The organism is Kribbella sp. WER1, assembly GCF_054189145.1.
This window is the reverse complement of record NZ_CM135186.1, coordinates 855,976-881,192: the sequence shown is the minus strand read 5'-3', so window position 1 is coordinate 881,192 and position 25,217 is coordinate 855,976. Positions and strand designations below refer to the sequence as shown.

Sequence of the window (25,217 nt, the reverse complement as noted above, 5' to 3'; positions counted from 1 at the left end):
CGGCGCGCACCTCGACGGTGGCCGACGGCAAAGAAACTAGTACGCCGACCGGCGCAGCGGGGACTCGGCCGTGGTCAGGTGCCAGGCGGTGTTCACCAGGCCGAGATGTGAGAAGGCCTGCGGGAAGTTGCCGAGCATCCGCCCGGAGCTCACGTCGTACTCCTCGGCGAGCAGGCCGACGTCGTTGCGCAGGGCAACCAGCTTCTCGTACAGGTCGCGGGCCTCGCCGACCCGGCCGACCATCGCCAGCGCGTCGGCCAGCCAGAACGAGCAGATCAGGAACGTACCCTCGTCGCCGCTCAGCCCGTCGTCGGTGTGCTCGGTCAGGTACCGCCGGACGAACCCGTCCGCGGCCAGCTCGCGCTGCACCGTGTCGACGGTGCCGACCACCCGCGGGTCGTCGGCCGGCAGGAACCCGACCTGCGGGATCAGCAGTACGGCGGCGTCCAGCGCCTTGCTGCCGTACGCCTGCGTGAACGTGTTCCGGTCCGGGTCGTACGCCTGCTCGCAGACCGCCTTGTGGATCTCGTCCGCCCGGGCCCGCCACTCCTTGGCCGGCCCGGTCAGCCCGAACCGTTCGACTGCCCGCGCGGCCCGGTCGAACGCGACCCAGGCCATCACCTTCGAGTACGTGAAGTGCTGGCGGCCGCCGCGGACCTCCCAGATCCCTTCGTCGGGCTGGTTCCAGACGTCGTCCAGGTGCCGCATCAGCCCGCGCTGAACCTCCCAGGCTTCCTCGATCGCCCCGATCTGGTGCTCCCGGGCGAGCGCGAGCACGTCCATCACCTCGCCGAACACGTCGATCTGCAGCTGTTCGGCGGCCGCGTTCCCGATCCGTACCGGCGCGGACCCGGCGTACCCGGGCAGCCAGCCGGCCTCGAACTCGGTCAGCCGGCGCTCACCGGTCACGCCGTACATGATCTGCACGTCCTGCGGGGAGCCGGCGATCGCGCGGAGCAGCCAGTTCCGCCAGGCCTCGGCCTCGTCGGTGTACCCGGCGCGCAGCATCGCGGACAGCGTCATCGTTGCGTCGCGCAACCAGCAGTACCGGTAGTCCCAGTTGCGGGAGCCGCCGAGCGTCTCGGGCAGCGACGTGGTCGGTGCCGCCACGATCCCGCCGGACGGCGCGTACGTCAGTGCCTTCAGCGTCAGGATCGACCGCGTCACCTCCTCGCTGAGCTCGGTGGTGCTGGTACTGCGGGCGATCCAGTCGGTCCAGAAGTCCTCGGTCGGCTGCAGCGACGCGAGCGCGTCCGTCGCGCGCGGGACCGGGTGGTGCGACGGGTGCCAGGTGAGCACGAACCAGGCCCGGTCGCCCTTGCCGACCCGGAAGTCGCCGTACGTGGTGAGATCGCGGCCGTACTGGTGCACGTCGGAGCGCAGCGACACCGCGTCCGGCCCGGCGATCGCGTCGATCTGCCCGTCGGTACGGCGTACCCACGGAACCACGTGACCGTAGTCGAACCGCAGCTTCAGCTCCGAGCGCATCTCGACCGTGCCGTGGATGCCCTCGACGATCCGGACCACGTCCGGCGCCGCGTCCCGGGGCGGCATGAAGTCGATCACCCGGACCGAACCGGTCGGCGTCGACCACTCGGTCTCCAGGACGAGCGTGTCACCGCGGTAGTGCCGGCTGCTGACCGCGTCGGCGTCCCGCGGCGCGATCCGCCAGTGGCCGTTGTCGTCGGTGCCGAGCAGTGCCGCGAAGCAGGCGGGCGAGTCGAACCGCGGGAAGCACAGCCAGTCGATCGAGCCCTGCTTCGACACCAGCGCGGCGGTCTGCAGGTCACCGATCAGCGCGTAGTCCTCAATCCGGCGCTCCGGCGTGGGCCGCGGGCTCCTCGACTGCGTCGCCGGCTTCTGACTCGTCTCCCGACTTGTCACTGCGGCCTCCCGTTTTCGTGAAGTAGACCAGCCCACCGATCGCCAGCAGCGCGAAGAAGAACCACTGCAGCGCGTAGAAGAAGTGTGGACCGTCGTCGATCTCCGGGCCGGGGAACCCGCCGAACGAGGGGTCGTTCGCCGGCTGCTGCTGGGTGATCTGGATGTACCCGTCGTACAGGTTGATCCCGAGGACCTTCGCGAAGTCCGGGCCGTTGATCAGCCGCGCGGTGCCGTCGTCCGGCGTACCGCCGGTGGTGCTGCCGCCGCGTTCGCTGCGTTGCAGGCGCCCGGTGATGGTGACCTCGCCGGTCGGTACGGCGGGGACGTTCAACGGCATCAGCTCCGAGCTCTGCCGGGCGATGAAGCCGCGGTCGACCAGCACCGCCTTGCCGTCGGGCAGCACCAGCGGCGTGACGATCTCGAAGCCGGGTCTGTCCTCGACGTTGCGGTACTTGAGGACGATCTGCTTCGACGCGTCGTAGTGGCCGGTGACGACCGCCGTACGCCAGGCGTGCTGGTCGCCGACGACGCCCTGCGGGCCGACGATCTGGTCCAGGGGCGCGGGCCGGGCGGCCAGGTTCGACCTGGTCACCTCGTTGCGCGCCTTACGTTCGTCGAGCCGGTGCAGCTGCCAGCGGCCGAGTGCGACGCACACGGCGGCCAGCACCAGAACTCCCAGCGCGGCAGTGATCCAGCGGATGTTCAACACACGACCCACGTCTCGAACTTAAGCCATCCCCTGAAATGCCCGACGCCCGGCACGTACGCTGGGGGGATGACAGCGATCCAGGAAGCGACGCGAACGGGCCTGGCGGACCGCTTCGGCCGGGTCGCGACGGACCTCCGGGTCTCGCTCACGGACCGGTGCAACCTGCGCTGCACGTACTGCATGCCCGAGGAGGGCCTGGACTGGCTCGGCAAGCCCGAGCTGCTCACCGACGACGAGGTCGTCCGCCTGGTCTCGGTCGCGGTCACGCGGCTCGGCGTGCAGGAGATCCGCTTCACCGGCGGCGAGCCGCTGCTGCGCCGCGGCCTGGTCGGCATCGTCGCCCGTACGGCGGAACTCGCGCCGCGCCCCGAGATCTCCCTGACCACCAACGGGATCGGGCTCGCCCGGCAGGCGCAGGCGTTGAAGGACGCCGGTCTGGACCGGGTGAACGTGAGCCTCGACACCGTGAACGCCGACACCTTCCAGCGGCTCACCCGTCGGGACCGGCTCAAGGACGTGATCGCGGGACTCGAGGCCGCGCAGGACGCCGGCCTGACGCCGGTGAAGGTGAACGCGGTCCTGATGCGCGGCGTGAACGACACCGAAGCGCCGCAATTGCTGGAGTTCTGCCTCGACCGCGGGTACGAACTGCGGTTCATCGAGCAGATGCCGCTGGACGCCCAGCACGGCTGGCACCGGGAGACGATGGTGACCGCGGACGAGATCCTCGGGATGCTCACCGACCGGTTCCACCTGACCCCGGACGACGCGTCGAAGCGCGGCAGCGCGCCGGCCGAGTCGTTCCTGGTCGACGGCGGGCCGCAGACCGTCGGCATCATCGCGTCGGTGACGCGTCCGTTCTGCGGGGACTGCGACCGGGTCCGGCTGACCGCCGACGGTCAGGTCCGCGACTGCCTGTTCGCGCGCACCGAGTCCGATCTGCGGAGCGCGCTGCGGTCCGGCGCCGACGACGCGGACCTGGCGGACCGCTGGCGGCGCGCGATGCTGCGCAAACTCCCGGGCCACGGCATCAACGACCCGAGCTTCCTGCAGCCGTCCCGCCCGATGTCAGCCATCGGCGGTTGACCGGCCTAATCCGGAAATATGCTTTTTCGGTATGTCCCGGGCGTGTGCGCTCGACATTCATTCACTGAATGGTTCGACCTCGCGCAGGAATGACCGGCGGTCCAGGAAGTCCGAGAGGCTGTCCTTGTGTTCGTCGCAGGCGAGCCAGGTCTTCCGCCGGTCCGGCGTGTGGATCTTCGGGTTGTTCCAGCGCAACGCCCAGGTGGCGGCGTTGCCGCACCCCTTGGCGGAGCAGATGGTCGGAGCAGGTTCTTCAGTCACATTCCCGGTATTCCTGATGTCTCAATAATCAATAAGTGGCAAAAATGAAGCGACGTCGGACAGCCACGGGGGGAGCCGTCCGACGCCGCATCAAGTCTCTGAATTCCACTGCTGCACTTCAGAGCACGCGGGAGATTCTGACACGAATCAGTCCAAGTTTTCCAGTCCCGGCCCAGATCACTTTTCGGTGTCGGTACGAAGGTCGTGAACAGGGTCCTGAACGCGGTCCTGAATCGGGTCGTCGGCAGCCGGTACGACGGTCGTCCGGCCGTCCCCGATCGCGGTCCGGCCGGGGGCCAGGAACGGGGTCGCGCCGTCCTTGGTCGCGGACCGGTGGGCGTTCGCCAGCACCACCGCGAAGTACGGCAGTGCGATCGCGCCGACCACGAAGGCCCAGCGCCAGGGCGACGGGGTGACCACCGCGAGGATGAAGCACACCACCCGGATCGACATCATCCAGGCGTACCGCACGATCCGGCTGTCCAGATCCTCGGAATGGCCCGGCTGCGCACTGGTCACCGAAATGACCGCCGCGCCGCTCCGCTCATGGCGTCTCGACATCTATCCTCCTCACCAGGAACAACGGTACGCCGCGCCGTGCGCCCAGGCGCAGCCAGGCTGGAGAGAGGTATGTCATGACCGATCGCACGTACCGCGTCACGGAGATCGTCGGCACCTCCAAGGAGGGGCTGAACCAGGCGATCACCAACGGGATCACCCGCGCCGGGGAGACGCTGCGGCATCTCGACTGGTTCGAGGTGACCGATATCCGCGGCCATCTGTCCGACAACCAGATCGACCACTACCAGGTGACGATGAAGGTCGGTTTCCGGCTCGAAGACTCCTGAGGCCGGAGCCCGGCACGAAGTGGGATAGCGTTCCTCCGACCGACGACGTGAGGAGGGCTTGTGGGCAGGTCTGTGCTGGTGACCGGAGGCAGCCGGGGTATCGGTCTGGCGATCGCTACCGCGTTCAAGGAGGCCGGTGACCAGGTCGCCGTGACCTACAACTCGAGCCCGCCGCCGGAGGGCTTCCTCGCGGTGCAGTGCGACATCACCGACCAGGCGCAGGTGGATGCCGCGTTCGAGACGATCGCGGAGCAGCAGGGCCCGGTCGAGGTGCTGGTCGCGAACGCCGGCATCACCCGCGACACGCTGCTGCTGCGGATGTCCGACGAGGACTGGGACCAGGTCGTGCAGACCAACCTGACCGGTTCGTTCCGGGTCGCCCGCCGGGCCGCGAAGGGCATGCTGCGGCTGCGCAAGGGCCGGATCGTGTTCATCTCGTCGGTGGTCGGCCTGCTCGGCTCGCCCGGCCAGGTGAACTACGCGGCCAGCAAGTCCGGCCTGATCGGGATGGCCCGGTCGATCGCCCGCGAGCTGGGCAGCCGGGGCATCACCGCGAACGTGGTCGCGCCCGGCTTCGTGGAGACGGACATGACCGCCGTACTGCCGGAAGAGACGCAGAAGCAGTACCTAGGCCAGATCCCGCTCGGGCGGTTCGGGCTGACCTCGGAGATCGCGAACACGGTCCGCTGGCTGTCCTCGGAGGAGGCCGCGTACATCACCGGCGCGGTGATCCCGGTCGACGGCGGCATCGGGATGGGCCACTGATGGGCATCCTCGACGGCAAGCGGATCCTGGTCGCGGGTGTCACCCTCGACTCGTCGATCGGCTTCGCGACGGCCAAGGTCGCGCAGGAGCAGGGCGCCACCGTCCTCATCTCGAACTTCGGCCGCGCGCTGAGCATCACCAAGCGGATCGCGAAGCGGCTGCCGGTCGAGCCGCCGGTGCTGGAGCTCGACGTCACGAACGCCGAGCACCTGGCCGCGCTGCCGGCCGCGATCCGCGAGCACGTGGACGGCCTGGACGGCGTCGTGCACTCGATCGCGTACGGGAACCCGGAGACGATCCTCGGCGGCAAGTTCCTCGACGGGCCGTGGGAGGACGTGGCGCAGGCCGTGCACGTCTCGGCGTACAGCCTGAAGGCGCTCGCGGTCACCTGCGCGCCGCTGATGAGCCGCGGCGGCAGCGTGGTCGGGATGACCTTCGACGCGACCGTGGCCTGGCCCGGGTACGACTGGATGGGAGTCGCGAAGGCGGCGCTCGAGTCGACGAATCGGTACCTCGCGCGCGACCTCGGCGCGCAGGGCATCCGCTGCAACCTGGTGTCGGCCGGTCCGCTGAAGACCCTGGCCGCGAAGGCGATCCCGGGCTTCGAGAAGTTCGAGGAGCCGTGGCTGGACCGCGCTCCGCTGGGCTGGGATCCGTCCGACCTGGAGCCGACCGGCCGCACGATCGTCGGGCTGCTCAGCGACTTCTTCCCCTCGACCACCGGCGAGATCGTGCACGTCGACGGCGGCTATCACGCGATGGGAGCGTAGTGGCAACTTCCCTGGTGGAGCTGCGCGTCCTGGACGGCGCCAACCTCTACTTCAGCCGGGCCGCCGTCAAGCTGACGCTGGACGTGACCACCCTCGCCGACGCGCCCGCGCCGGCGGCGAAGGCTTACGCGCAGGCGATCGGCCTGGGCAGCACCCGGCCGGGGCGGATCGGCTCCGGCTTCCGGCAGCGGTTCGCGATCCGGGTCGTCGGGCACATCGTCCGGCGGATCGCCCGCGAGGCCGGGATCGGCCGGATCGGTGTCCGGGTGCGCCCGGAGTCCGACGTACGGCGGCTGGTGGTGGCATTCCCGTGGGCGCACGAGGGCCGGGCGCGGGCGCTCGGTGCTGCCATTGTCGAGGTACTGGACGCCTTCGGTGCGGACGACCTGGGCGAGCTGATCGCGGCCGTCGGTGAGCGCGTCCGGGACGAGCCGCCGGGGAACCCGCCGCCGACGCTGCGGCCCAAGGTGCCGGTGGTCGCGGTGACCGGGACGAACGGCAAGACCACGACGTCGCGGATGATCGCGCACATCGGCCGGTCCGGCGGGCTGCACGTCGGCTGGTGCAGCACCGACGGCGTGTACTTCGACGGCGAGCTGATCAAGTACGGCGACTTCTCCGGCCCGAGCGGCGCCGCGCAGGTGCTGTCGCAACCGGGGATCCAGCTCGCGGTGGTCGAGACCGCGCGCGGCGGGATCCTGCGCCGCGGCGTCGGCGTCGCGTACAACGACGTCTCGGTGGTCACCAACGTCACCGCTGACCACCTCGGGCTGGGTGGCATCGACACCATCGACCAACTCGCCGAGGTGAAGGCCGTGATCACGCAGATCACCCGGCCGCGTGGCTGGTGCGTGGTGAACGGCGACGACCCGCGGACGTTCGCGATGCGGCTCGGTTCGCCGGCCAAGTGCTGGGTGTTCTCCCGGGACCCTGACTCGCCGTCGATCCGGACCGTGCTGGACGAGGGCGGCCGGGCGACGACCGTGCTCGACGGATTCGTCACGGTGCTGGACAACGCCCGCGACCCGGAGCCGCTGCTCAAGGTGGTCGACGTACCGATGACGCTGTCCGGGCTCTCGCACTACAACGTGGAGAACACGCTGGCCGCGGCGTCGGCGGCGCTCGGCCTCGGGCTGCCGCGGGCGGCGGTGATCGAGGGCCTGAGCACGTTCGCGCCGAACGAGAACAACCCCGGCCGGATGAACATGTACTCGCTGCGCGACTTCACCGTGGTGATCGACCTCGCGCACAACGAGGCCGGCCTGGAGGCGCTGATCGAGATCATGAACGGCGTCAAACCCGAGGGCGGCCGGCTGATGCTGGCGCTCGGGTCGCCGGGGGACCGGGCCGACGACATGGTCGCGGCGCTCGGCGCGATGGGCGCGCGGGCGGCCGACCGGGTCGCGATCGGTCACAAGAGCGATTACCTGCGCGGACGGCCGCCGGCGGAGCTCGAAGCGGTGTTCCGCGAGGGCGCCGCCTCGGTGGGCGTCGAGGACGTCCCGGCGTTCCCGACCGAGCTGGAAGCGGCGCAGGCGCTGGTCGCGCAGGCCCGGCCGGGCGATGTGGTGGCGGTCATGTCTCTGCAGGATCGGGCGCGTCTTGACGCCTGGTTGCGGTCCGAGGGAGCTACTGTCGACACACCGGAGACCTTGAAGAGCAAGGTCGAGAAAGCCCAGCACTGAGCCCTTCCGCCCAGGTAGGGCTGGAACGGGGTTTGTGATGCGCTACCTGTGGTCGATCCCGGCCGCGGTGGTCGCCTGGTTCGTGGGCGGCTTCTCCGCGACGTACCTGAAAGGGCTGCCGGAGGGTACGACGTACTTCGTGCCGCCCCGGATCGACCTGCTGGTGCTCGGTGGATTCGCCGGCGGCGTGCTCGCCGGGCTGCTGGTCGGGCGGATCCGGATCGCCGTACCGCTGGTGCTGGTCGTTGCCGCGGGCCTCTGGTGGGCGACCGGGACACCGTTCGACCAGGTGAAGCTGCTGGTCACGTTGCTGGTGGCAACCGCCGTCGGCGGGTTCTTCGGCGCGCTCGGCGCCCGCAGTTCGGTGGTCGCGGCGTTCGCGCTGGCGCTGCCGATCGCGTGGTACGCGCTGCGCCCGGCCGAGCAGCTGACCGACTGGCGCTGGCTCTGGCAGCTGAACGGTGCGCTCGTCGGCGCGGGGCTCGCACTGCTGCTCTACATCGCCTGCTGGAAGCGTGGCTGGCGGTCGGTCGGCGCGTGGATCCCGCTGACCGGGTTCTACCTGGTGTGCTTCGCGGTCGTCGAGGCCGTCCGGCTGGTCAGCGCGTCGACCGGGAAGCCGATGGACTCCGTCGGTGACGCGTCGACCGAGGCGTTCTTCCAGGCGTTCGAGCCGCTGCTGCGGGCGTACTGGCCGTGGATGGTGGTCGGCGTCCTACTGGCGATCCCGATGGTCGCGCTCAAGCTCCGCGCGCTGCCCCCGGCGGCGCCGCCCCCCGACCCGTACGCCGACCGGTCGAACGACGCCGTACTGTCCGACGACCTGGACTGGATCGACCAGGTGGAGCCGCGGCGCCGGCTGCTGCCGAAGCGACAGCAACCGGCGTCCTGATCAGCTGACGGTTTCCTCGACGACCTCTTCGTCCGGCTGGACGAAGTCCGGGTCGCCGCCCTCGTCGCCGGAGCGCGCCCCGGCCTGGGCCAGGTGGGAGACCGACTCCAGCTCGGCCAGCACGGACTGGTGCTGGTCGACGCACAGGACGACGAGGTCGCCCGGGTTCGACAGGTCGAGCGCGTAGCGGACGGCGTCCAGCTCGTCGAGTACGACGTCCACCCGACGGCAGCGGGCGCCGTTGTCCATCGCGGCCCGGACGCCGGCCGTGACCAGGTCCGCGGACTCGCCGCGCTTGCGGCCGCGCAACCGGGCGTCCTCGCGGACCACGACCGCGTCGAAGTGCTGCGCCGCGACCTCGCCGAGCTCGCGGATGTCGTCGTCGCGCCGGTCGCCCGCGGTCGCGACCACGCCGATCCGGGACGGCCGGCCGAGCTCCGACGACGCGTTCAGGCTCTCGCCCAGCCGGTCGACGAAGTCGCCGAGCATCCGCATCGCCGGCGCGTTGTGGCAGTAGTCCACGATCACGCTGCGGCCGTCGACGTCGATCTCGTTCAACCGGCCCGGCGACAGGTAGTACGACGTGTTGAAGGTCCGCAGACCCTGCCGGATGTCGTGCAGCGGCGCCCCGGCCGCGAACGCCGCCGCGGCCGCCGCCATCGCGTTCTGCACGTTCATCATCGCCCGCCCGCCGAACGTTGCCGGCAGCAAGTGGGTCCAGGCGAGCTGCATCGACCGGCGGCCGTGCTTGACCACGATCATGTCGCCGAGGTCCGAGCGCTCCAGTACGACGGCCCGCCCGCCGCGCCGGCAGTGCCCCTCGATGTAGTCGCGGACCTCGCTGCCCGGCTCGGCCATGCTGAACCAGACGACCTGGCCCGAGCACTTGCGGCGCATCTTCCGGACCAGCGGGTCGTCGGCGTTCAGGACGGCGTACCCGGTCCGCGGCACCGCCTCGACCAGCACCGACTTCACGTCGGCGAGCTGCTCCAGGGTCTCGATCCCGCGCATCCCGAGGTGGTCGGGCTGCACGTTCAGTACGACGGCCACGTCGTTCCGCTCGTACCCGAGGCCCTCGCGCAGGATCCCGCCGCGCGCCACCTCGAACACCGCGAAGTCGACCCGCGGGTTCTGCAGCACCATCCGCGCCGACTTCGGGCCGGACGCATCCTGCCGGATCACCAGCCGCTCGTCGATCACGATGCCGTCCGTCGAGGTCATCCCGACCTTGCGGCCGAGACCCTTGAAGACGTGGCTGATCATCCGCGCGGTGGTGGTCTTGCCGTTCGTCCCGGTCACCGCGACGATCGGGATCCGGCTGGTCGCGCCGGGCGGGAACAGCATGTCCACCACGGGCTTCGCGATGTACTGCGGTTCGCCGATCGTCGGGTTGGTGTGCATCCGGAACCCCGGCGCGGCGTTCACCTCGCAGATCGCGCCGCCGGTCTCGCGGACCGGCTGGGTGATGTCCGGGCAGATGAAGTCGATGCCGGCGATGTCGAGCCCGATCATCCGGGCCGCCTCCTCGGCGATCTCGACGTTCTCCGGGTGCGCCTCCCAGGTCCGGTCGATGGAGATCCCACCGGTCGACATGTTGCCGGTGAGCGTGAGCTTCACCATCACGTCCTCCGGCGGTACGTCGTCCAGCTCGAAGCCCTGGTCGCGGACCAGCTGCCGGGCCGCGTTGTTGATCGTGATCCGGGTGAGGATCTTCTCGTGCCCGACACCGCGCCGCGGGTCGGCGTTGGTGATGTCAACGAGTTCGGCCACCGTGTGGACGCCGTCGCCGACCACGTGCGCGGGCACCCGCTCGGCGATCGCCTCCATCCGGCCGTTGATGATCAGGCACCGGTAGTCCTTGCCGGTGACGAAGTTCTCCACGATCACCCAGCCGCGCCGGGACTGCTCGGCCGCGATCGGGAACGCCTCGCGGAGCGCGTCGGCGTCCAGCAGGTTCAGGCAGACGCCGCGGCCGTGGTTGCCGTCCAGCGGCTTGCAGACCACCGGGTAGCCGATCTTCTGCGCGACCGCGACCGCCTCGTCGACCGTCCGGACGGATTCCGAACGCGGCACCGGCAGGCCGGCGGACGCGAGCAGCCGGGTGGTGAGGTCCTTGTCGCTCGCGACGTCGACCGCGATCGAGCCGGTCTCGGACGTCATCGTGGCCCGGATCCGCTTCGCGTGCACGCCCTGCCCGAGCTGCACCAGGCTCGCCTTGTTCAGCCGGATCCAGGGGATGTCCCGGGACACCGCCTCGTCCACGATCGCCTGCGTGGACGGGCCGAACGCGGTCCGCTCGGCCTGCTTGATGAACTTCTCGAGCTCCTGGGTGAAGTCGAACGCATCGTCCGGCTCGACCAGGTTGTTGACGAACCGTACGGCGAGTTCGCCCGCGGCCAGGCCGACCGCCTCGTCGGCGTACGCGTAGGTGATGTTGTAGACGCCGGGCGAACCCTTCACCTGCCGGGTCTTGCCGCGCCGCATGTCGTGGCCGGCCTCCTGCTGCAGCTGGAGCGCGACGTGCTCGGAGATGTGGCCGAGCCAGGTGCCCTCGTGCAGCCGCTCGATGAAGCCGCCGCGGCGGCCACGCGAGCAGTGGTGCTGGTCGAGGCGGGGGAGGTGCTCGAGCAGCCGCTCGGTGAAGCCGGGGATCGTGTTCGAGGGGAACTTCTCCAGCGAACCGAGGTCGACGACCAGGTGGATCGCGGGGTCGTAGCTCCAGACGTTCGGGCCGCGGTAGACGCGGGTCTCGAGGATCTTCAGGTCAGGGGAGGGCGTTGCGTCGGTCATGGGGCGTCACTGTTCTGGTTGCTTGCGGTCGGGGAGCTCGTGGTCGGCGCCGGCCTTGATCGGCTCGGTCGCCTCCGGTCTGGACTCCCCGGCGGCCGCAGCAGCCTTGGTACGGCGCCCCGCCCGCCGCTTGCGTTCGGCGTAGTACCGCGGGGAGACGCCCTCCGCCGCAATCTCTTTCGCGAGCTTGCGCAGATCCGCCTCGGCGGCCGCCATCTCGGCGATCTCCGCGGCCGGCGGCTGCGGGCCGTACGACAGCAGCACCCGGTTCTGCAGGTCGAACGTCGCCGTCGCCGGCAGCACGTGCAGGACGACGCCGGACGCGAGGATCGGCTCGGAACGCTTGGCGTTGTGCGCGTTCGAGGTGATCCGGGTGCCGTCGAAGATCGTCACGGCGCCGCGGCCGACGACCTCCAGGTGGGTGCCGCGGACGACCGCCGCGGTGTCCTCGTCGACGCCGATCCCGAGCAGCCCCGGGGACTGCGCCACCAGGGACAGCAGCCGGCCGTACCGGTTCCGCTGGGCAAAGTGCTGGTCGACGATCGCGCCCTGCACCAGACCGAGCCCGCCGGACAGCTGACTCATCCGCTGCCGCGGGGTCGCACCGGAACGCCCGAACGCGATCATGTGCTCGGCCAGGATGCTCGCGCCCGCCGACGTACCACCGACCGCGGCCCCGCGCGCGTGCGCAGCCGTCACCGCCCGGCCGAACGCCGTACCCGTGACGACCCCCGCGAGCTTGAGCTGGTTGCCGCCGGTCATGAAGATCCCGGTCGCGTCGTTCAACGGCGCGATGAACGCCGGATCGTCGGCGTCCTCCCGGTTCTCCGGCCGGACGCCGACCACGCTCTCGGCGCCGAGCGCGGCGAACAGCGCGCGGTACACGTCGATCACGTCCGGCCCGAGCGCGGACGCCGTAGGCACCACGACGATCCGCGCCTTGGCCCCACCGGCAGCCTCGACGAACTCCTGCAGCACCGTCCGCTTCTTCAGCTTGTCCTCGGCGCCACCGATCGCGAACAGGGCACCCGGCCCACCCTGCAGTTCAGACATAAGCGGAATGGTAGGTGCTCATACCCTCTCGGACCGCATTTGCACCCGCAGCACCGCGCGCCCCCGGATCCGCCGCTCCCGCACCCCGTCCAGCACCTCCGCCGCGTCCTGCCACGGCCGCTCTACCTCGACTCCGAGATCGAGCTTGGTCTCCGACACAAGCCGCACCAGCCGCACGAGATCCGCATGCAGCGTGTCGTGCGCGGTGACCTCGTCGAAGTCGTCGAGAAACACGATCCGCGCACCCGCGGACCGATCCCGCCGCCAGGTCCGGAAGCTGATCCGCTGATCCCTTGCAGGCGTCGCGACGGCGACCAGCAGCCCGCCCGGCTCCAGCGTCTCGATCGCCTCGCCGAGGACCTCGCCGCCGACGGTGTCGATGATGAGATCGGGCCGGCTGCCCAGACTGTCGCTGACGATCTCCGCGCCGGGGACAGGAGCGAGCGGATGCCGCTTCCGCTCGCCGGGACGTACGAACGCCCGCACATGCGCACCCGCGAGGTTGGCCAACTGGCAGGCGAGGCGGCCGACGGCGCCGCGTGCGCCGGTCACGAGGACTTCCTTGCCGAGCAGGAAACCCCCGAGTTCGAGGGCACGGAGCGCGGCCAGGCCGGGCGTTGGCAGGGTCGAGCCGAAGACGTCGCCGACGGTGTCCGGCAGGCCGGCGAGGCGGGTGTACGGGACGGCGACGTACTCGGCCCACGCGCCGCGCGGCAGGATGCCGACGACGCGAGCGCCAAGGACGGCTCCCATCGTGGCTGTCGGGTTGACGACGGCCGGGTACTGCTTCAGCGTGCCGGCGAAGTCGCGGCCGGGGACCGCGCCTTCGGGGACGTTCTCTTCCGCGATGCCGGCGGTCGGCCAGGCGCCGGCGAGGTCGAGGACGTCGCGGTGCGTGACGGCGAAGGTGTTCACCCGGACGATCGCCTCGTGGGACAGCGGGACCGGGTCCGGTACCTCGCGCAGTACGACGGTCGATCCGCTCCGGGTGAGCGCCTGCATTTCTCGACGGTACGTCGGTCAGTGGCCGAACGTGAACCAGTTCAGGTTGACGAAGTCGGCGGGCTGGCCGCTGGTGAAGGTGAGGTAGACGTCGTGGGTGCCGGTGACCGCGGAGATGTTCGCGGGGACGGTCCGCCAGGACTGCCAGCCGCCGGTGTTGGCGATCGCGAAGCTGCCGATCGGGGGATTCGATCTGCTGTCCAGCCGTACTTCGACCAGGCCGCTGACCCCGGCGGCCGCGCCGGAGGCCACCCGGGCGACGAACTGGGTCGCGGGCGTGCTGCCGAAGTCGATGCCGCGGTACAGGGCCCAGTCGCCGTTGCCGACCTGCATCAGGTTCTGGCCGCCGCCGGTGTCGGTGGTGGTCTCGACGCCGACGCCCGACTGCTGGCCGTACGACTCCGCCTGCAGCGTGCTGTACGCCGACGCGCTCGGCGGGGGAGTCGTCGTACCGCCGCCCTTCGTCGAGACCGCGACGTAGTCGACGACCATTGGCTTGCCGGGGACCGTGGAGGCGCGCGGCGTCGGGCCGTTGAGCGCGTCCGGGAACGCGCCGCCGATCGCGAGGTTCAGGAGGACGAAGTACCCGGCGTGCGACGTCATGTTCGACCACGTGTCGGTCGGGAACTGGCTCTGGCTGAGCGAGTGGAACTGCTGCCCGTCGACGTACCACCTGAGCTGGTTCGGTGAGACGGACGTGTCCCACTCGAAACGGTACGTGTGGAAGGCGGACTGGCAGGTCGACCCGGGGCAGGCGCGGTTCGCGCCGAGGCCGGTGGTCTCGTTGCAGGCGCCGCCCGGGTTGACGCCGCAGTGCAGCACGCCCCAGACCGAGTTGATGCCGTTGACGTTCTCCATGATGTCGAACTCGCCGATGCCCGGCCAGTTCCAGTAGTTCCCGCGGTACGGCGAGCCGAGCGCCCAGAACGCGGGCCAGTACCCGAGCGCCGCGTCGCCGGTGACGTTCGGCATCTGGATCCGGCTCTCGATCGCCAGCACCCCTCCGGCCGGCGGCTTGAAGTTCGCGCGCTGGGACTCGATCCGGCCGGACGTCCAGTTGCCGGCCGCGTCCCGGCGCGGGGTGATCTTGAGGTTGCCGCTGCCGTCGAGCGACAGGTTGTCCGGGCTGTTCGTGTAGTTCTGGACCTCGCCCGTACCCCAGTTCCCGGGGCCGCCCGGGTAGCCGTGGCCGGTGTCGATGATCCAGTTCGTGCTCGACGGCAGGCTGCCGCTCGGGCCGTCGAAGTCGTCGCTCCAGACCGTCGACCAGCCGGCCGGCGGTGCCGGCACAGTGGCCTCGGCGGCGACGCCGAGGCCTGCGGTGGTGAGGCCTCCGGTGCCGAGGCCTGCGGCGGCGAGGAGCGGGACGATCAGGGCGAGTGCGAGGGGGCGGATCCGCATGTCGACCTCCAGGGGCGGTGGATGAGGTCTATGGGAGCGCTCTCATCGCCCGGTGTCAACAGCTCGTCACAGCTGCGTGCGGTAGACCGTCGTACTGCGCCGCACCGACATGCCGAGCCGCTGGTACATCGCCAGCGCGCCGGTGCCCGAATGCGTCCACAACGTCAGCGTCTGCTTGCCTCGGCGCCCGGCCTCCTGCGCGGCGACGGTCAGCAGCGTGCGGGCGATGCCGCGGCCGCGGAAGTCCTTCCGGACGGCGACCTGGTCGACGTACCCGTCGGGGGAGTCCGGGAGTTCCAGGCCGATCACGACGCCGACGATCTCGCCGTCCGCGACCGCGACCGGCGACAGCGCCGGGTCGAAGCTCGACCGCTCGATGCTCGTTCCGGCCCACTCCTCGTACCCGTGCCGGCGCGGCTGCCACTCGTCGAAGGCGTCCTGCACCACTTTGTGCGCCGCCCGCTCGTCACCCGGCGCGAACGGCCGGACCGTCACGCCGTCCGGGATCGTCGGCGCCTCGCCGTCGACGGGCCGTTCGAGCAACCAGTTGGTCGCGAGAACTTCGTACCCGCGCGACCGGAGCAACGCCGTACCGGCCGTGTCCGCGTCGTCGACCGTCTGCGCGAGCCAGTCGCTCTCGTGCTCGCGCGCCCGGTTCTCGGCCCAGTCGAGCAGCTCGGTGCCGAGACCGCGGCCGACGTACGACGGATGCACGTCGACCTGGGAGCGGCGCCCGCCGTGCACCCAGGCCCAGGCGACCAGTTCACCGTCGGGCGTCGCGACGACGCGGGTGTCGAGGTCGAGCGTGATCAGCGGCCGCTGCAGGTCGGCGGCGACACGGTCCGGCCCCGCCTCGACCTGTCCGTGCCAGGCCTGCTCGTTGGCGGCGATGATCGCGTGAATCGCCGGCGCGTCGTCGAGCGTCGCGGGGCGGATCGTGAACTCCATACCCCGGATCCTGCCAGCCAGGGCGTGCCTGGCAATTCCCCGCCTACTGCGGGGCACTCGGCACGGCATCTCGCCGCACCGGGCACCTCCTCGCGACGGCGCGGAATTACCAGGCACGCCCTAGGCCGGGTTGTCGGCGTCCGCGTTTTCGACTTCCTCGCGGGTGATGCCGAGCAGGTACAGGATCGTGTCCAGGTACGGGACGCTGAGGTGGGTGTCGGCGGCGGCGCGGACCACGGGCTTGGCGTTGAACGCGACGCCCAGGCCGGCCGCGGCGAGCATGTCGAGATCGTTGGCGCCGTCACCGATCGCGACCGTCTGGCTGAGCGGCGTACCGGAGCGGGCCGCGAACTCGCGGAGCGCCGTCGCCTTGCCCGGGCGGTCGACGATCTCCCCGACCACCCGGCCGGTGAGCTTGCCGTCGGCAAGCTCCAGCTCGTTCGCCTTCGCGTAGTCGATGCCGAGCTCCGCGGCGAGCCGGCCGGTGATCTGGCTGAACCCGCCGCTGACGATCGCGAACTGGTAGCCGAGCCGCTTGAGTGTCCGGACCAGGGTGCGGGCGCCGGGGGCGAGTTCGATCGCGGCGTACACCTCGTCGAGGGCCGCGACCGGCAGGCCTTCGAGGGCGGCCACCCGGTGCCGGAGCGAGTCGGCGAAGTCCAGTTCGCCGCGCATCGCCTTCTCGGTGACCGCGGCCACCTCCTCCAGCCGGCCGGCGTGCGCGGCGAGCATCTCGATGACCTCGCCCTGGATGAGGGTCGAGTCGACGTCCATCACGATCAGGCGTTTCGCCCGGCGGTACAGGCCGCCGTCCTGGACGGCGATGTCGAGGCCCTGCCGGACGCCTTCCTGGGCGAGCACCGTGCGCAGCGCCTCGGGTTCGACACCGGAGACGGCGATCTCCATCGCGGTCACCGGGTAGCGCGCCATCCGGCTGATCCGGTCGATGTTCGCGCCGGTGTCGGCGATCCGGCCGGCCACCGCGGCGAGCCCCGACGCGGTCAGCGGGTGCCCGATCACGGTCACCTGACTGCGGCCCTTGCGGCGCGGCTCGTTGTCGCCGACGCCCTTCTTCACCGAGATGTCGACGTCGAGGACGTTCGCGAGCGCCTTCAGCTCTTCCTTGAGGTCCTTGTGGTCACGCGGCGCCGACAGCAGTACGCCGAGCACCAGCCGGCCCCGCAGTACGACCTGCTCGGCGTCGATCACCTCGAGCCCGCGCGTCGCAAGCGTGGACAGCACCGCGGACGTCAGCCCCGGCCGGTCCGTCCCCGTCAACGTCACCAACAACGTCGGCCGCTCGGCCGACGCCGTCTCCACCGCACCCAGTCCAGTCATCTCGCGGCAAACGCTACCTAAATGAGATGACAGTCCAACTCCCGGTCCAGATCTCAAGCAAACAAACCGCGCTTCGCGCGGGCTGCGGAGCTAGAAAGACACCGCGCTTCGCGCGGGTTGTGCGTGGGAGGCGCTTCGCGCGGGTTGTGCGTGGGAGGCGCTTCGCGCGGGTTGTGCGTGGGAGGCGCCTCGTGCGGGTGTGGGTGGGACGCACCTCGTGCGGGTGTGGGTGGGGGGCGCCTCGTGCGGGTGTGGGGGAGATGCGGTTAGGGGTGGGTGGGTGGCGCGCAGGCTGCTACCAGGGCTCGGCGGGCGGCTGCTGCTAGTTCTAGGAGGGCTTGGCGGCGGGCGTCGGCCTCGGTGCCGGTGAGGGCGGCTCCGTCGTCTTCGAGGGCGGCGTCGGCGATGGCGAGGCATCGGCGGGCGGTGGCGGCGGTCTTGACTGCTCGGGGGGCGTAGCCGGGGGCCAGGTCGTCGCCGGTGCCGCGGCCGATCTTGCGGATGTCGATCAAGGCGTCGGCGACCTCCGGCTTCCACTTCGCGACCTCGAGTGCCGCCAGCGACTCGGCGGCGTCGATCAGCGCCATCCGCAACCCGCGGTCCGCCTCACCGAAGTCGGCCGCGATCGGCGGAGCCGCCGGCAGCACCGACCACTGCACGGCCGGCCCGACGTACGCCGGCACCAGCCCGATCTCCGGCCCCGTGAGTACGACGGCCTCCCCGGTCTCCAGCGCCGCCTCGTTGAACGCGGGCGGCCCGGCCAGCCCGATCGGATCGCCCGGGACGGGCAGCGCGAGATGCGCCTGCGTCGTACCGGCGGCCCGCAACAGGTTCAGCGCGACCGGCAACGTGGTCGGCTCCGGATGCCCGGCGAGGCCTGCGACGTGATGGCCGACGTCGTCGCCGAGGATCTGGTGCGCGGCGGTGTCGGGATCGCAGGCGCCGGTCAGCATCGCGTTCGTCCAGACGGTGAACCGGACCGAGGCGGAGGTGGTCAGCACGCCCGTAAGTGTCCCACCACCCACCAGCACACCGAAAACGGCGACCCCTTAGGTTTTGTGCATGACTGCAGTGGTGGAGCTGGCCGGGGTGTCGGTCGTTCGTGGGGACGCGCGTCTGCTCGACGGGATCGACTGGACGATCGACGAGGCCGACCGGTGGGTGGTGATCGGGCCGAACGGCGCCGGCAAGACCACGCTGCTGCAGATCCTGGCCGCTCAGGTGCACCCGACGTCCGGTGTCGTCGGACTGCTCGGCGAGGTGCTCGGTGCGGTCGACGTGTTCGAGTTGCGGCCGCGGATCGGGCTCACCAGCGCTGCGCTCGCGGACCGGCTGCCGAAGAGCGAGCGGGTGTCCGACGTCGTCGTCTCGGCGTCGTACGCGGTCCTCGGCCGCTGGATCGAGGAGTACGACGAGCTCGACCACGAGCGCGCCGGCGCACTGCTGGCCGAGCTCGGGATCGCGCACCTGGCGGACCGCACGTTCGGCACGCTGTCCGAGGGGGAACGCAAGCGCGTGCAGATCGCCCGCGCGCTGATGACCGACCCCGAGCTGATGCTGATGGACGAGCCCGCGGCCGGCCTGGACCTTACGGGTCGCGAACAGTTGGTCCATTCGCTGAGCTCGATCGCGACCGCCTCCGGTGCGCCCGCGATGGTGCTGGTCACGCACCACGTCGAGGAGATCCCGCCGGGCTTCACACACGCGCTGCTGCTCAAGCAGGGCAGGATCGTGGCGGCCGGTCCGATGGACCAGGCGCTGACCGCGGAGAACCTCAGCGACACCTTCGACCTGGCGCTGACGCTGAAGCAGGAGGACGGCCGGTACACGGCCCGTGCGCTCTGATCCGGGCGCTCTGATCCGGATCCGGCAGCGCGTGTGACGCGTCCAACCCCTGCCGGAAACCCCCGACCTGGATAGGCTTGGGAAATGATGGATTGGCTGCGGGACAACATGTGGGCGGCGTGGTTGACGATCGCCGCCGTCCTCGGTCTGGCCGAGTTGGCGTCGCTCGACTTCACGTTGCTGATGCTGGCCGCCGGTGCACTGACCGCCGCGGGGGTGGCCGCGTTCTTCCCGGGGCTGCTCTGGCTGCAGATCGTCATCGGCCTGATCACCGCGGCCGCGATGCTCGGTGCGATCCGCCCGATGATCGTCCGCAAGATCCATCACGGGCAGGAGCTGAAGACCGGTTCGGCGCATGTGATCGGCCGCACCGGCACGGTGGTGAAGGAGATCCACCCGGACGGCGGCGGTTCGATCCGGCTCGGCGGCGAGCTGTGGACGGCCCGTCCGTACGACGAGATCTCGACGATCGCGCCCGGTACCCGGGTCGAGGTGATGTCGATCGACGGCGCGACCGCGGTCGTGTATCCGGTCAGCGAGCCGTTGCCGCAGGTGGAGAGCCCGAAACCGCAGGACCCGCCGCAGTCCTGAGCGTTGAGTGGTCCCCTACTCGCAGTAGTGTCGGAGGTACGGCGGCAGATTGTCCGTCCGAGCGTTCGAGTGGAGGGTCGAGTGACCGCGTTCCTCATAGTCCTGGCACTGGTCGCCCTGGTGGTGATCGTGACCTTGGTGAAATCCGTCCGGGTGGTGCAGCAGCAGACCGTCGGCATCGTCGAACGGTTCGGCAAGTTCAAGACCGGCCTGCAGCCGGGCCTGAACCTGCTGACCCCGTTCGTCGACAAGGTCCGCTACACCATCGACATGCGCGAGCAGGTGGTCGCGTTCCCGCCGCAGGGCGTCATCACCGAGGACAACCTGATGGTGTCGATCGACTCCGTCATCTATTTCCAGGTCAACGACCCGGTGCGGGCGACGTACGAGATCTCCAACTACATCCAGGCCATCGAGCAGCTGACCATGACCACGCTGCGGAACATCATCGGTGGCATGGACCTGGAGCAGACGCTGACCTCCCGCGAGGAGATCAACGAGAAGCTGCGGTACGTCCTCGACGAGGCGACCGGCAAGTGGGGCATCCGGGTGAACCGGGTCGAGCTCCGGTCGATCGACCCGCCGCCGTCGATCCAGGACTCGATGGAGAAGCAGATGCGTGCGGACCGCGACAAGCGCGCCGCGATCCTCACCGCGGAAGGTATGCGGCAGTCCGCGGTCCTCTCGGCCGAAGGTCAGAAGCAGTCCGCGATCCTGACCGCCGAAGGTGACAAGCAGTCCCGGATCCTGCGCGCCGAGGCCGAGCGGCAGGCCCGGATCCTGAAGGCCCAAGGTGAGGCGCAGGCCATCACGACGGTCTTCAACGCGATCCACGCCGGCAAGCCGGACCAGGGTCTGCTCGCGTACCAGTACCTGCAGATGCTGCCGTCGATCGCCCAGGGCGACGCGAACAAGCTGTGGATCGTGCCGAGCGAGATCGGCGACGCCCTCAAGGGTCTCGGTTCCGCGGTCGGCCAGGTGGCCGGGATCGCCCAGCAGGCCGAGGGCAACTGGGAGGCGCCGCAGCTCGACAACGGGCAGGTCCCGGAGCTCGACACGGCCGCGGCCGGTTCGGGTGCCGGCGGTTCTGCCGTCGCCGAGGCCGACAACGCCGTCCGGGAGGCGATCGCGGCCGCCGAGTCCGCGGCCGTGAGCAGCCGCAGCCAGTCCGCGCCGACGATGCCGGCTGTCCCGCCGCCGACTCCGACGGCGACGCCGGACCAGCAGCCGCCGGCCGCGCAGCCGCCGGCGCAGGAACCGCCGCAGCGCTGACGAACGACACCGTCGAGAACCCTCCTGGACCTGAAGTGCACGGTCCGGGAGGGTTCTTGCCTGTTCAACCGCCGGACAGATCTGCGGGTGCCGGGACAGGTGCGTAAAGTCTCTTAGCGATGACATGGTACGAGGCGGTGTTCGTCCTGCTGGCGGGGATGGGCGCGGGAACGATCAACGCCGTGGTGGGGTCGGGCACGCTGCTCACGTTCCCCGCCCTGCTGGCCGTCGGCATCCCGCCGGTGCTGGCGAACGTCAGCAACACGGTCGGCCTGGCGCCCGGTGCGGCGGCCGGCGCGATCGGGTACCGCCGGGAGCTCGAAGGGCAGCGTGGCCGGATGCTGCGCCTGGTCCCCGCGTCGGTGATCGGCGGGATCCTCGGGGGAGTGCTGCTGCTCACCACGCCGGACTCCGCGTTCCACGCCGTCGTACCGGTGCTGATCCTGCTGGGGTGTCTGCTGGTCGCGTTCCAGCCGTGGCTGTCGAAGTGGATCAGCGCGCCGTCGCACCAGCATCGCGGCGCCTGGTGGGTGATCCCGGCGGTCTTCGCGACCGGTGTCTACGGCGGGTACTTCGGTGCCGCGCAGGGCGTGCTGCTGATGGCCGTCCTCGGCCTCGGCCTGGACTCGAACCTGCAGCGGATGAACGGGTTGAAGAACGTCCTCGCGACGGCCGTGAACACGGTCGCCGCGATCCTGTTCGTGATCGTGCACGACATCGACTGGCTGGTCGCGGTCCTGATCGCGGTCGGTTCCACGATCGGCGGCTTCGTCGGCGCCCGCTACGGCCGCCGGCTGCCTCCGATCGCCTTGCGGGCGCTGATCGTCTGCATCGGCGCGATCGCGATCGTCACGATGCTGTTCTGACGTTGGTCTGCTGGGCGAGCCCGGCCAGCAACAGGTCCAAGCCGTAGTCGAACTGCTCGTCGCCGCCCGTCGTCCGGGCCAGCTCCGGCGCCAGCTCGACGACCGACGGGAACTCGCGCGCCGACAGCGACTCCATCGACGCCCGCAGCCGCCGCCACGCCTCCGGATCCCGGCGTTCCGCGGCCATCTGGATCTCCCACGACGTCGACCCGAGCACGTACGTGAACAGCGTCGTATGCGTCCGCGCCGCCGTCTCCGGCTCGAACCCGGCGGACCGCAGTACGCCGAGCAGCCCCTCGGCGACCCGCGCCGTCTCGTGCCCGGTCAGCGGCCGCCCCGCGAGTAGTTGCGCGAGGCAAGGATGTTGGAGCATCAGCAGCCGCAGCGACCGGCACACCGACCGCACCTGGTCCGGCCAGGGCACGTCCACCGGTACGGCGGGCAGCAACGACATCAGGTGGTCGCGAACGGCGTCGTACAGCTCGTCCTTGTTCCGGAAGTAGGTGTAGAGCGCCATCGGGCCGACGCCCAGCTCGGCCGCGACTCCGCGCAGGCTGAACGCGTCCGCGCCCTTGGCCTCCATCAGCTTGAGCGCCGTCCGCACGATCAGGTCCGCGCTCAGCGTGTTCCGCGGCGTCCGCGCCATGTGACCAAGCTCCCTTCGACGTTCCTAACGTACAGTGTATAGTACGGTGTATGCGAGCTATTCAGATCACCGAGTTCGGCGGACCCGAGGTCCTGAAGATCAGCGATGTCCCGGAGCCGGTCGCCGGCGGCGGCCAGGTGCTGATCACGGTCGACCGCGCGGGCATCAACTACGCGGACACCCACCAGGTCGAGAACAGTTATCTGTCGAAGACCGAGCTCCCGCTGATCCCCGGCGGCGAGGTCGTCGGCCGGACGGCGGACGGTCGCCGGGTCGTCGCGCTGGTCGGTTCGGGCGGGTACGCAGAGCAGGCCGTCGCGGCCGCTCCGTACTCGTGGGACGTGCCGGAGGGTGTGACCGACGGTCAGGCGCTCGCGCTCGTGCTGCAAGGCACGACCGCGTGGCACCTGCTGAAGACGTCCACGCACCTACAGCCGGGGGAGTCGGTCCTCGTGCACGCCGGTGCGGGCGGTGTCGGCTCGCTCGCCGTGCAGCTCGCGAAGCACTGGGGCGCCGGGCGCGTGATCGCGACCGCGTCGTCGGAGGAGAAGCGGAAGCAGGTGCTGGAGCTCGGCGCCGACGCCGCGATCGACGGTACGCCGGAGGGCCTGAAGGACCGGATCCTCGAGGCGAACGGCGGGAAGCCGGTCGACATCGTGCTGGAGATGGTCGGCGGTCCGACGTTCGACGAGTCGTTCGCGGCGCTGGGCCGGTTCGGCCGGCTGGTCACGTTCGGGGCCGCGTCCCGGCAGCAGGCCGCGCCGATCGACCCGAGCCGGTTGATGAAGGGCTCGAAGACGATCGCCGGCTTCTGGCTGGCCGACTGCTTCGCGAACCCGCAACTGCTCGGCGGCCCGCTGGCCGAACTGTTCGACCTGACGGCCCGCGGCATCCTGCGCCCGATCGTCGGCGGCGAGTACGCGCTGTCCGACGTGGCCACTGCTCATGAAGACATGCGTGCCCGCCGTACCGTGGGCAAGCTCCTGCTCGACCCCACCCGCTGAAGGAGAAACCAGCTATGACGATCGCTGTCGAGAAGGTTCTGTACACCGCCAAGGCCACCGCGGACGGCGGCCGGGACGGCAAGGTCGCGACCGACGACGGCAAGCTCGACGTCACTGTCGCGCCGCCGGTCGAGATGGGCGGCACCGGCAACGGCACGAACCCGGAGCAGCTGTTCGCGGCCGGGTACGCGGCCTGCTTCCACAGCGCGCTGAAGGTGGTCGCCCGCCGCGCCCGGCTGGATGTCGAGGGCTCGACGGTCACCGCCGAGGTCGGCATCGGCCCGATCAACGGCGGCGCCGGGTACGGCCTCGAGGTCGCGCTGGTGGTCAGCCTGCCGGGTGTCGCGGACCGCGCGGCCGCCGAGGATCTGGTCGCCCAGGCGCACCAGGTCTGCCCGTACTCGAACGCCACCCGCGGCAACCTGAAGGTCGACCTCAAGGTCGCGTGACCCCCACCGGGACCGCTGCGCCGCGGCGGTCCCGGATCTGCCGGACCAGGTACCGCGCGTCCCGGTCCAGCCCCTGGATCGTCGCCGACGCGAGCGCGAACTGGAACTCCGTGCCGAGGTACATCACCCGCGGATCGTCGTCCGAGACACCGCGGGTGTGCGACGTCGCGGGCAGGTCCAGCCAGCTGTGGTCCGGCCCGGATCCGGTGCACCACACGACCGTCCGTACGTCGGTCAGCACCCGGCCGTCGGCGGTCACCGGGTAGCCGTCGCGGACCGAATCGATCCGCCCGTGCCGGACGACACCCGCGGCCTCGACCTGCTCGATCTTGTTGCGGACCAGGCCGATCCCGTGTCCCTGCAGCGAGGCCATCACCTTGCGGCCCATCGGCGTACGCCGGGTCAGCACATGCTTGAAGACGAACATCACGATCGGCGTGGTGAGGTGTCCGACGCGGGTGTCGATGTCGACCGGGACCTGCCCCGGGTGCCGGCCGGCGAGCCGGGTCGGATGCGTCTTGACCGCCTCCAGCGCGATGTCGGTGCCGGAGTTGGCCGCGCCAACGACCAGGACCTCGCCGTCCGCGAGCTGGTCGGGACTGCGGTACTCCAGCGAATGCAGCTGGCGGATCGACGGGTCGAGCTCGGCCGCGAACGCCGGCCGTCGCGGTACGACATGTGCTCCCGAGGCGACGACGACCCGGTCGGCGAAGTACTCGCCGGCGTCCGTGTCGACGAGGAAGCGCTGCGCGTCCCGCGACACCCGCAGCACCCGTACGCCGGTCTGCACCGGCAGCTCGAAGTGCGCCGCGTACCGCTCGAGATAGTCGGCCATCTCGTCGCGGGTCGGGCAGTCGCGCACCGGGATCGGCAGCCCCGGCAGGCTCGCGTACCGCGGCCGGCTGAACAGCCGCAGCGAGTCGTACCGCCGTCGCCACGAGTCGCCGATCCGCCCGTCGGCCTCGAGGATCACGAAGCTCTCGCCCAGCCGGCGCAGGTAGTACCCCATCACCAGACCGGCCTGCCCGCCGCCGATCACCACAGTCCCGAACCTGTCCATCACAGCCCCCTCGGTACGTCGCTTGTCCAGCAACGTAGGACTGCGGACCCGG

Annotated in this window: 25 protein-coding genes; 12 read left to right on the top strand and 13 right to left on the bottom strand. The window is 70.5% G+C overall.

What is annotated here, in order from left to right; translation table 11 throughout:
• Positions 1-36: 36 nt before the first annotated feature.
• Both ACXJJ3_RS04405 and ACXJJ3_RS04400 read right to left on the bottom strand, forming a co-directional pair.
• On the bottom strand, positions 37-1,884 hold the full coding sequence (locus tag ACXJJ3_RS04405) for a glycoside hydrolase family 15 protein (RefSeq protein WP_458168637.1): 1,848 nt from the start codon (positions 1,882-1,884) through the stop codon (positions 37-39).
• On the bottom strand, positions 1,808-2,602 hold the full coding sequence (locus ACXJJ3_RS04400; RefSeq protein ID WP_458168636.1) for an SURF1 family cytochrome oxidase biogenesis protein: 795 nt from the start codon (positions 2,600-2,602) through the stop codon (positions 1,808-1,810). Before ACXJJ3_RS04400 ends, ACXJJ3_RS04405 begins: the two co-directional genes overlap by 77 nt.
• A gap of 57 nt (positions 2,603-2,659) precedes the next feature.
• Between ACXJJ3_RS04400 and moaA the strand changes: the two genes are divergently transcribed.
• Positions 2,660-3,679 (top strand): GTP 3',8-cyclase MoaA, encoded by a 1,020-nt coding sequence (gene moaA, locus ACXJJ3_RS04395; RefSeq protein WP_458168635.1) that lies wholly within the window; start codon positions 2,660-2,662, stop codon positions 3,677-3,679.
• Positions 3,680-3,736: 57 nt separating this feature from the next.
• Here the strand turns inward: moaA and ACXJJ3_RS04390 are convergent, their stop codons facing one another.
• A complete protein-coding gene (locus ACXJJ3_RS04390; protein ID WP_458168634.1) occupies positions 3,737-3,940 on the bottom strand; it encodes a hypothetical protein in 204 nt (67 codons plus the stop codon).
• Positions 3,941-4,117: 177 nt separating this feature from the next.
• Complete coding sequence (locus ACXJJ3_RS04385; RefSeq protein ID WP_458168633.1) at positions 4,118-4,501, bottom strand: DUF3099 domain-containing protein; 384 nt, start codon at positions 4,499-4,501, stop codon at positions 4,118-4,120.
• 74 nt (positions 4,502-4,575) lie between these two features.
• On the opposite strand from ACXJJ3_RS04385, the gene ACXJJ3_RS04380 reads away from it, so the two are divergent.
• From ACXJJ3_RS04380 to ACXJJ3_RS04360, 5 genes are read left to right on the top strand one after another with little or no spacing between them, the layout of a single operon-like run.
• Positions 4,576-4,788 carry a dodecin gene (locus tag ACXJJ3_RS04380; RefSeq protein ID WP_350863729.1) on the top strand — a complete coding sequence of 71 codons (213 nt, stop codon included), beginning with the start codon at positions 4,576-4,578 and terminating at the stop codon, positions 4,786-4,788.
• A gap of 60 nt (positions 4,789-4,848) precedes the next feature.
• Complete coding sequence (fabG, locus tag ACXJJ3_RS04375; protein ID WP_458168632.1) at positions 4,849-5,553, top strand: 3-oxoacyl-[acyl-carrier-protein] reductase; 705 nt, start codon at positions 4,849-4,851, stop codon at positions 5,551-5,553.
• Entirely contained in the window at positions 5,553-6,323 is a 771-nt protein-coding gene (gene fabI, locus ACXJJ3_RS04370) for an enoyl-ACP reductase FabI (protein ID WP_458168631.1), read from the top strand. Before fabG ends, fabI begins: the two co-directional genes overlap by 1 nt.
• Complete coding sequence (locus tag ACXJJ3_RS04365; protein ID WP_458168630.1) at positions 6,323-8,008, top strand: Mur ligase family protein; 1,686 nt, start codon at positions 6,323-6,325, stop codon at positions 8,006-8,008. Before fabI ends, ACXJJ3_RS04365 begins: the two co-directional genes overlap by 1 nt.
• Before the next feature lie 37 nt (positions 8,009-8,045).
• Positions 8,046-8,900 (top strand): hypothetical protein, encoded by an 855-nt coding sequence (locus ACXJJ3_RS04360; protein WP_458168629.1) that lies wholly within the window; start codon positions 8,046-8,048, stop codon positions 8,898-8,900.
• On the opposite strand, the gene cphA is transcribed toward ACXJJ3_RS04360, so the two are convergent.
• From cphA to ACXJJ3_RS04325, 7 genes are all read right to left on the bottom strand, one after another.
• Positions 8,901-11,690, bottom strand: a complete 2,790-nt coding sequence (gene cphA, locus ACXJJ3_RS04355; RefSeq protein WP_458168628.1) for a cyanophycin synthetase — start codon at positions 11,688-11,690, stop codon at positions 8,901-8,903.
• 6 nt (positions 11,691-11,696) lie between these two features.
• A complete protein-coding gene (locus tag ACXJJ3_RS04350; protein ID WP_458168627.1) occupies positions 11,697-12,743 on the bottom strand; it encodes a cyanophycinase in 1,047 nt (348 codons plus the stop codon).
• 18 nt (positions 12,744-12,761) lie between these two features.
• Positions 12,762-13,745: a zinc-binding dehydrogenase gene (locus tag ACXJJ3_RS04345; protein WP_458168626.1), complete on the bottom strand. Its 984-nt coding sequence runs from the start codon at positions 13,743-13,745 to the stop codon at positions 12,762-12,764.
• A gap of 18 nt (positions 13,746-13,763) precedes the next feature.
• Positions 13,764-15,146 (bottom strand): glycoside hydrolase family 16 protein, encoded by a 1,383-nt coding sequence (locus ACXJJ3_RS04340; protein WP_458168625.1) that lies wholly within the window; start codon positions 15,144-15,146, stop codon positions 13,764-13,766.
• 66 nt (positions 15,147-15,212) lie between these two features.
• Positions 15,213-16,094, bottom strand: a complete 882-nt coding sequence (locus ACXJJ3_RS04335) for a GNAT family N-acetyltransferase (protein ID WP_458168624.1) — start codon at positions 16,092-16,094, stop codon at positions 15,213-15,215.
• A 120-nt stretch (positions 16,095-16,214) separates the two neighbouring features.
• Positions 16,215-17,432: a phosphoserine phosphatase SerB gene (gene serB, locus ACXJJ3_RS04330; RefSeq protein ID WP_458168623.1), complete on the bottom strand. Its 1,218-nt coding sequence runs from the start codon at positions 17,430-17,432 to the stop codon at positions 16,215-16,217.
• A gap of 266 nt (positions 17,433-17,698) precedes the next feature.
• Positions 17,699-18,433, bottom strand: a complete 735-nt coding sequence (locus ACXJJ3_RS04325; RefSeq protein ID WP_458168622.1) for a hypothetical protein — start codon at positions 18,431-18,433, stop codon at positions 17,699-17,701.
• Between the two features lie 61 nt (positions 18,434-18,494).
• Between ACXJJ3_RS04325 and ACXJJ3_RS04320 the strand changes: the two genes are divergently transcribed.
• The 4 genes from ACXJJ3_RS04320 (at position 18,495) to ACXJJ3_RS04305 (ending at position 22,006) form a co-directional block, all read left to right on the top strand.
• Complete coding sequence (locus ACXJJ3_RS04320) at positions 18,495-19,277, top strand: ABC transporter ATP-binding protein (RefSeq protein WP_458168621.1); 783 nt, start codon at positions 18,495-18,497, stop codon at positions 19,275-19,277.
• An 84-nt stretch (positions 19,278-19,361) separates the two neighbouring features.
• Positions 19,362-19,868, top strand: a complete 507-nt coding sequence (locus ACXJJ3_RS04315) for an NfeD family protein (RefSeq protein WP_458168620.1) — start codon at positions 19,362-19,364, stop codon at positions 19,866-19,868.
• 81 nt (positions 19,869-19,949) lie between these two features.
• Positions 19,950-21,140 (top strand): SPFH domain-containing protein, encoded by a 1,191-nt coding sequence (locus tag ACXJJ3_RS04310; RefSeq protein ID WP_458168619.1) that lies wholly within the window; start codon positions 19,950-19,952, stop codon positions 21,138-21,140.
• Positions 21,141-21,259: 119 nt separating this feature from the next.
• Positions 21,260-22,006 carry a sulfite exporter TauE/SafE family protein gene (locus ACXJJ3_RS04305; RefSeq protein ID WP_458168618.1) on the top strand — a complete coding sequence of 249 codons (747 nt, stop codon included), beginning with the start codon at positions 21,260-21,262 and terminating at the stop codon, positions 22,004-22,006.
• On the opposite strand, the gene ACXJJ3_RS04300 is transcribed toward ACXJJ3_RS04305, so the two are convergent.
• Positions 21,990-22,652, bottom strand: coding sequence for a TetR/AcrR family transcriptional regulator (locus tag ACXJJ3_RS04300; protein WP_458168617.1), 663 nt, complete (start codon positions 22,650-22,652; stop codon positions 21,990-21,992). The genes ACXJJ3_RS04305 and ACXJJ3_RS04300 overlap by 17 nt on opposite strands.
• A gap of 50 nt (positions 22,653-22,702) precedes the next feature.
• On the opposite strand from ACXJJ3_RS04300, the gene ACXJJ3_RS04295 reads away from it, so the two are divergent.
• Positions 22,703-23,656 carry a quinone oxidoreductase family protein gene (locus ACXJJ3_RS04295; protein ID WP_458168616.1) on the top strand — a complete coding sequence of 318 codons (954 nt, stop codon included), beginning with the start codon at positions 22,703-22,705 and terminating at the stop codon, positions 23,654-23,656.
• A 14-nt stretch (positions 23,657-23,670) separates the two neighbouring features.
• A complete protein-coding gene (locus ACXJJ3_RS04290) occupies positions 23,671-24,105 on the top strand; it encodes an organic hydroperoxide resistance protein (RefSeq protein ID WP_458168615.1) in 435 nt (144 codons plus the stop codon).
• Here the strand turns inward: ACXJJ3_RS04290 and ACXJJ3_RS04285 are convergent.
• A complete protein-coding gene (locus ACXJJ3_RS04285) occupies positions 24,092-25,165 on the bottom strand; it encodes a flavin-containing monooxygenase (RefSeq protein WP_458168614.1) in 1,074 nt (357 codons plus the stop codon). The two genes, ACXJJ3_RS04290 and ACXJJ3_RS04285, sit on opposite strands and share 14 nt — an antisense overlap.
• Positions 25,166-25,217 lie beyond the last annotated feature (52 nt).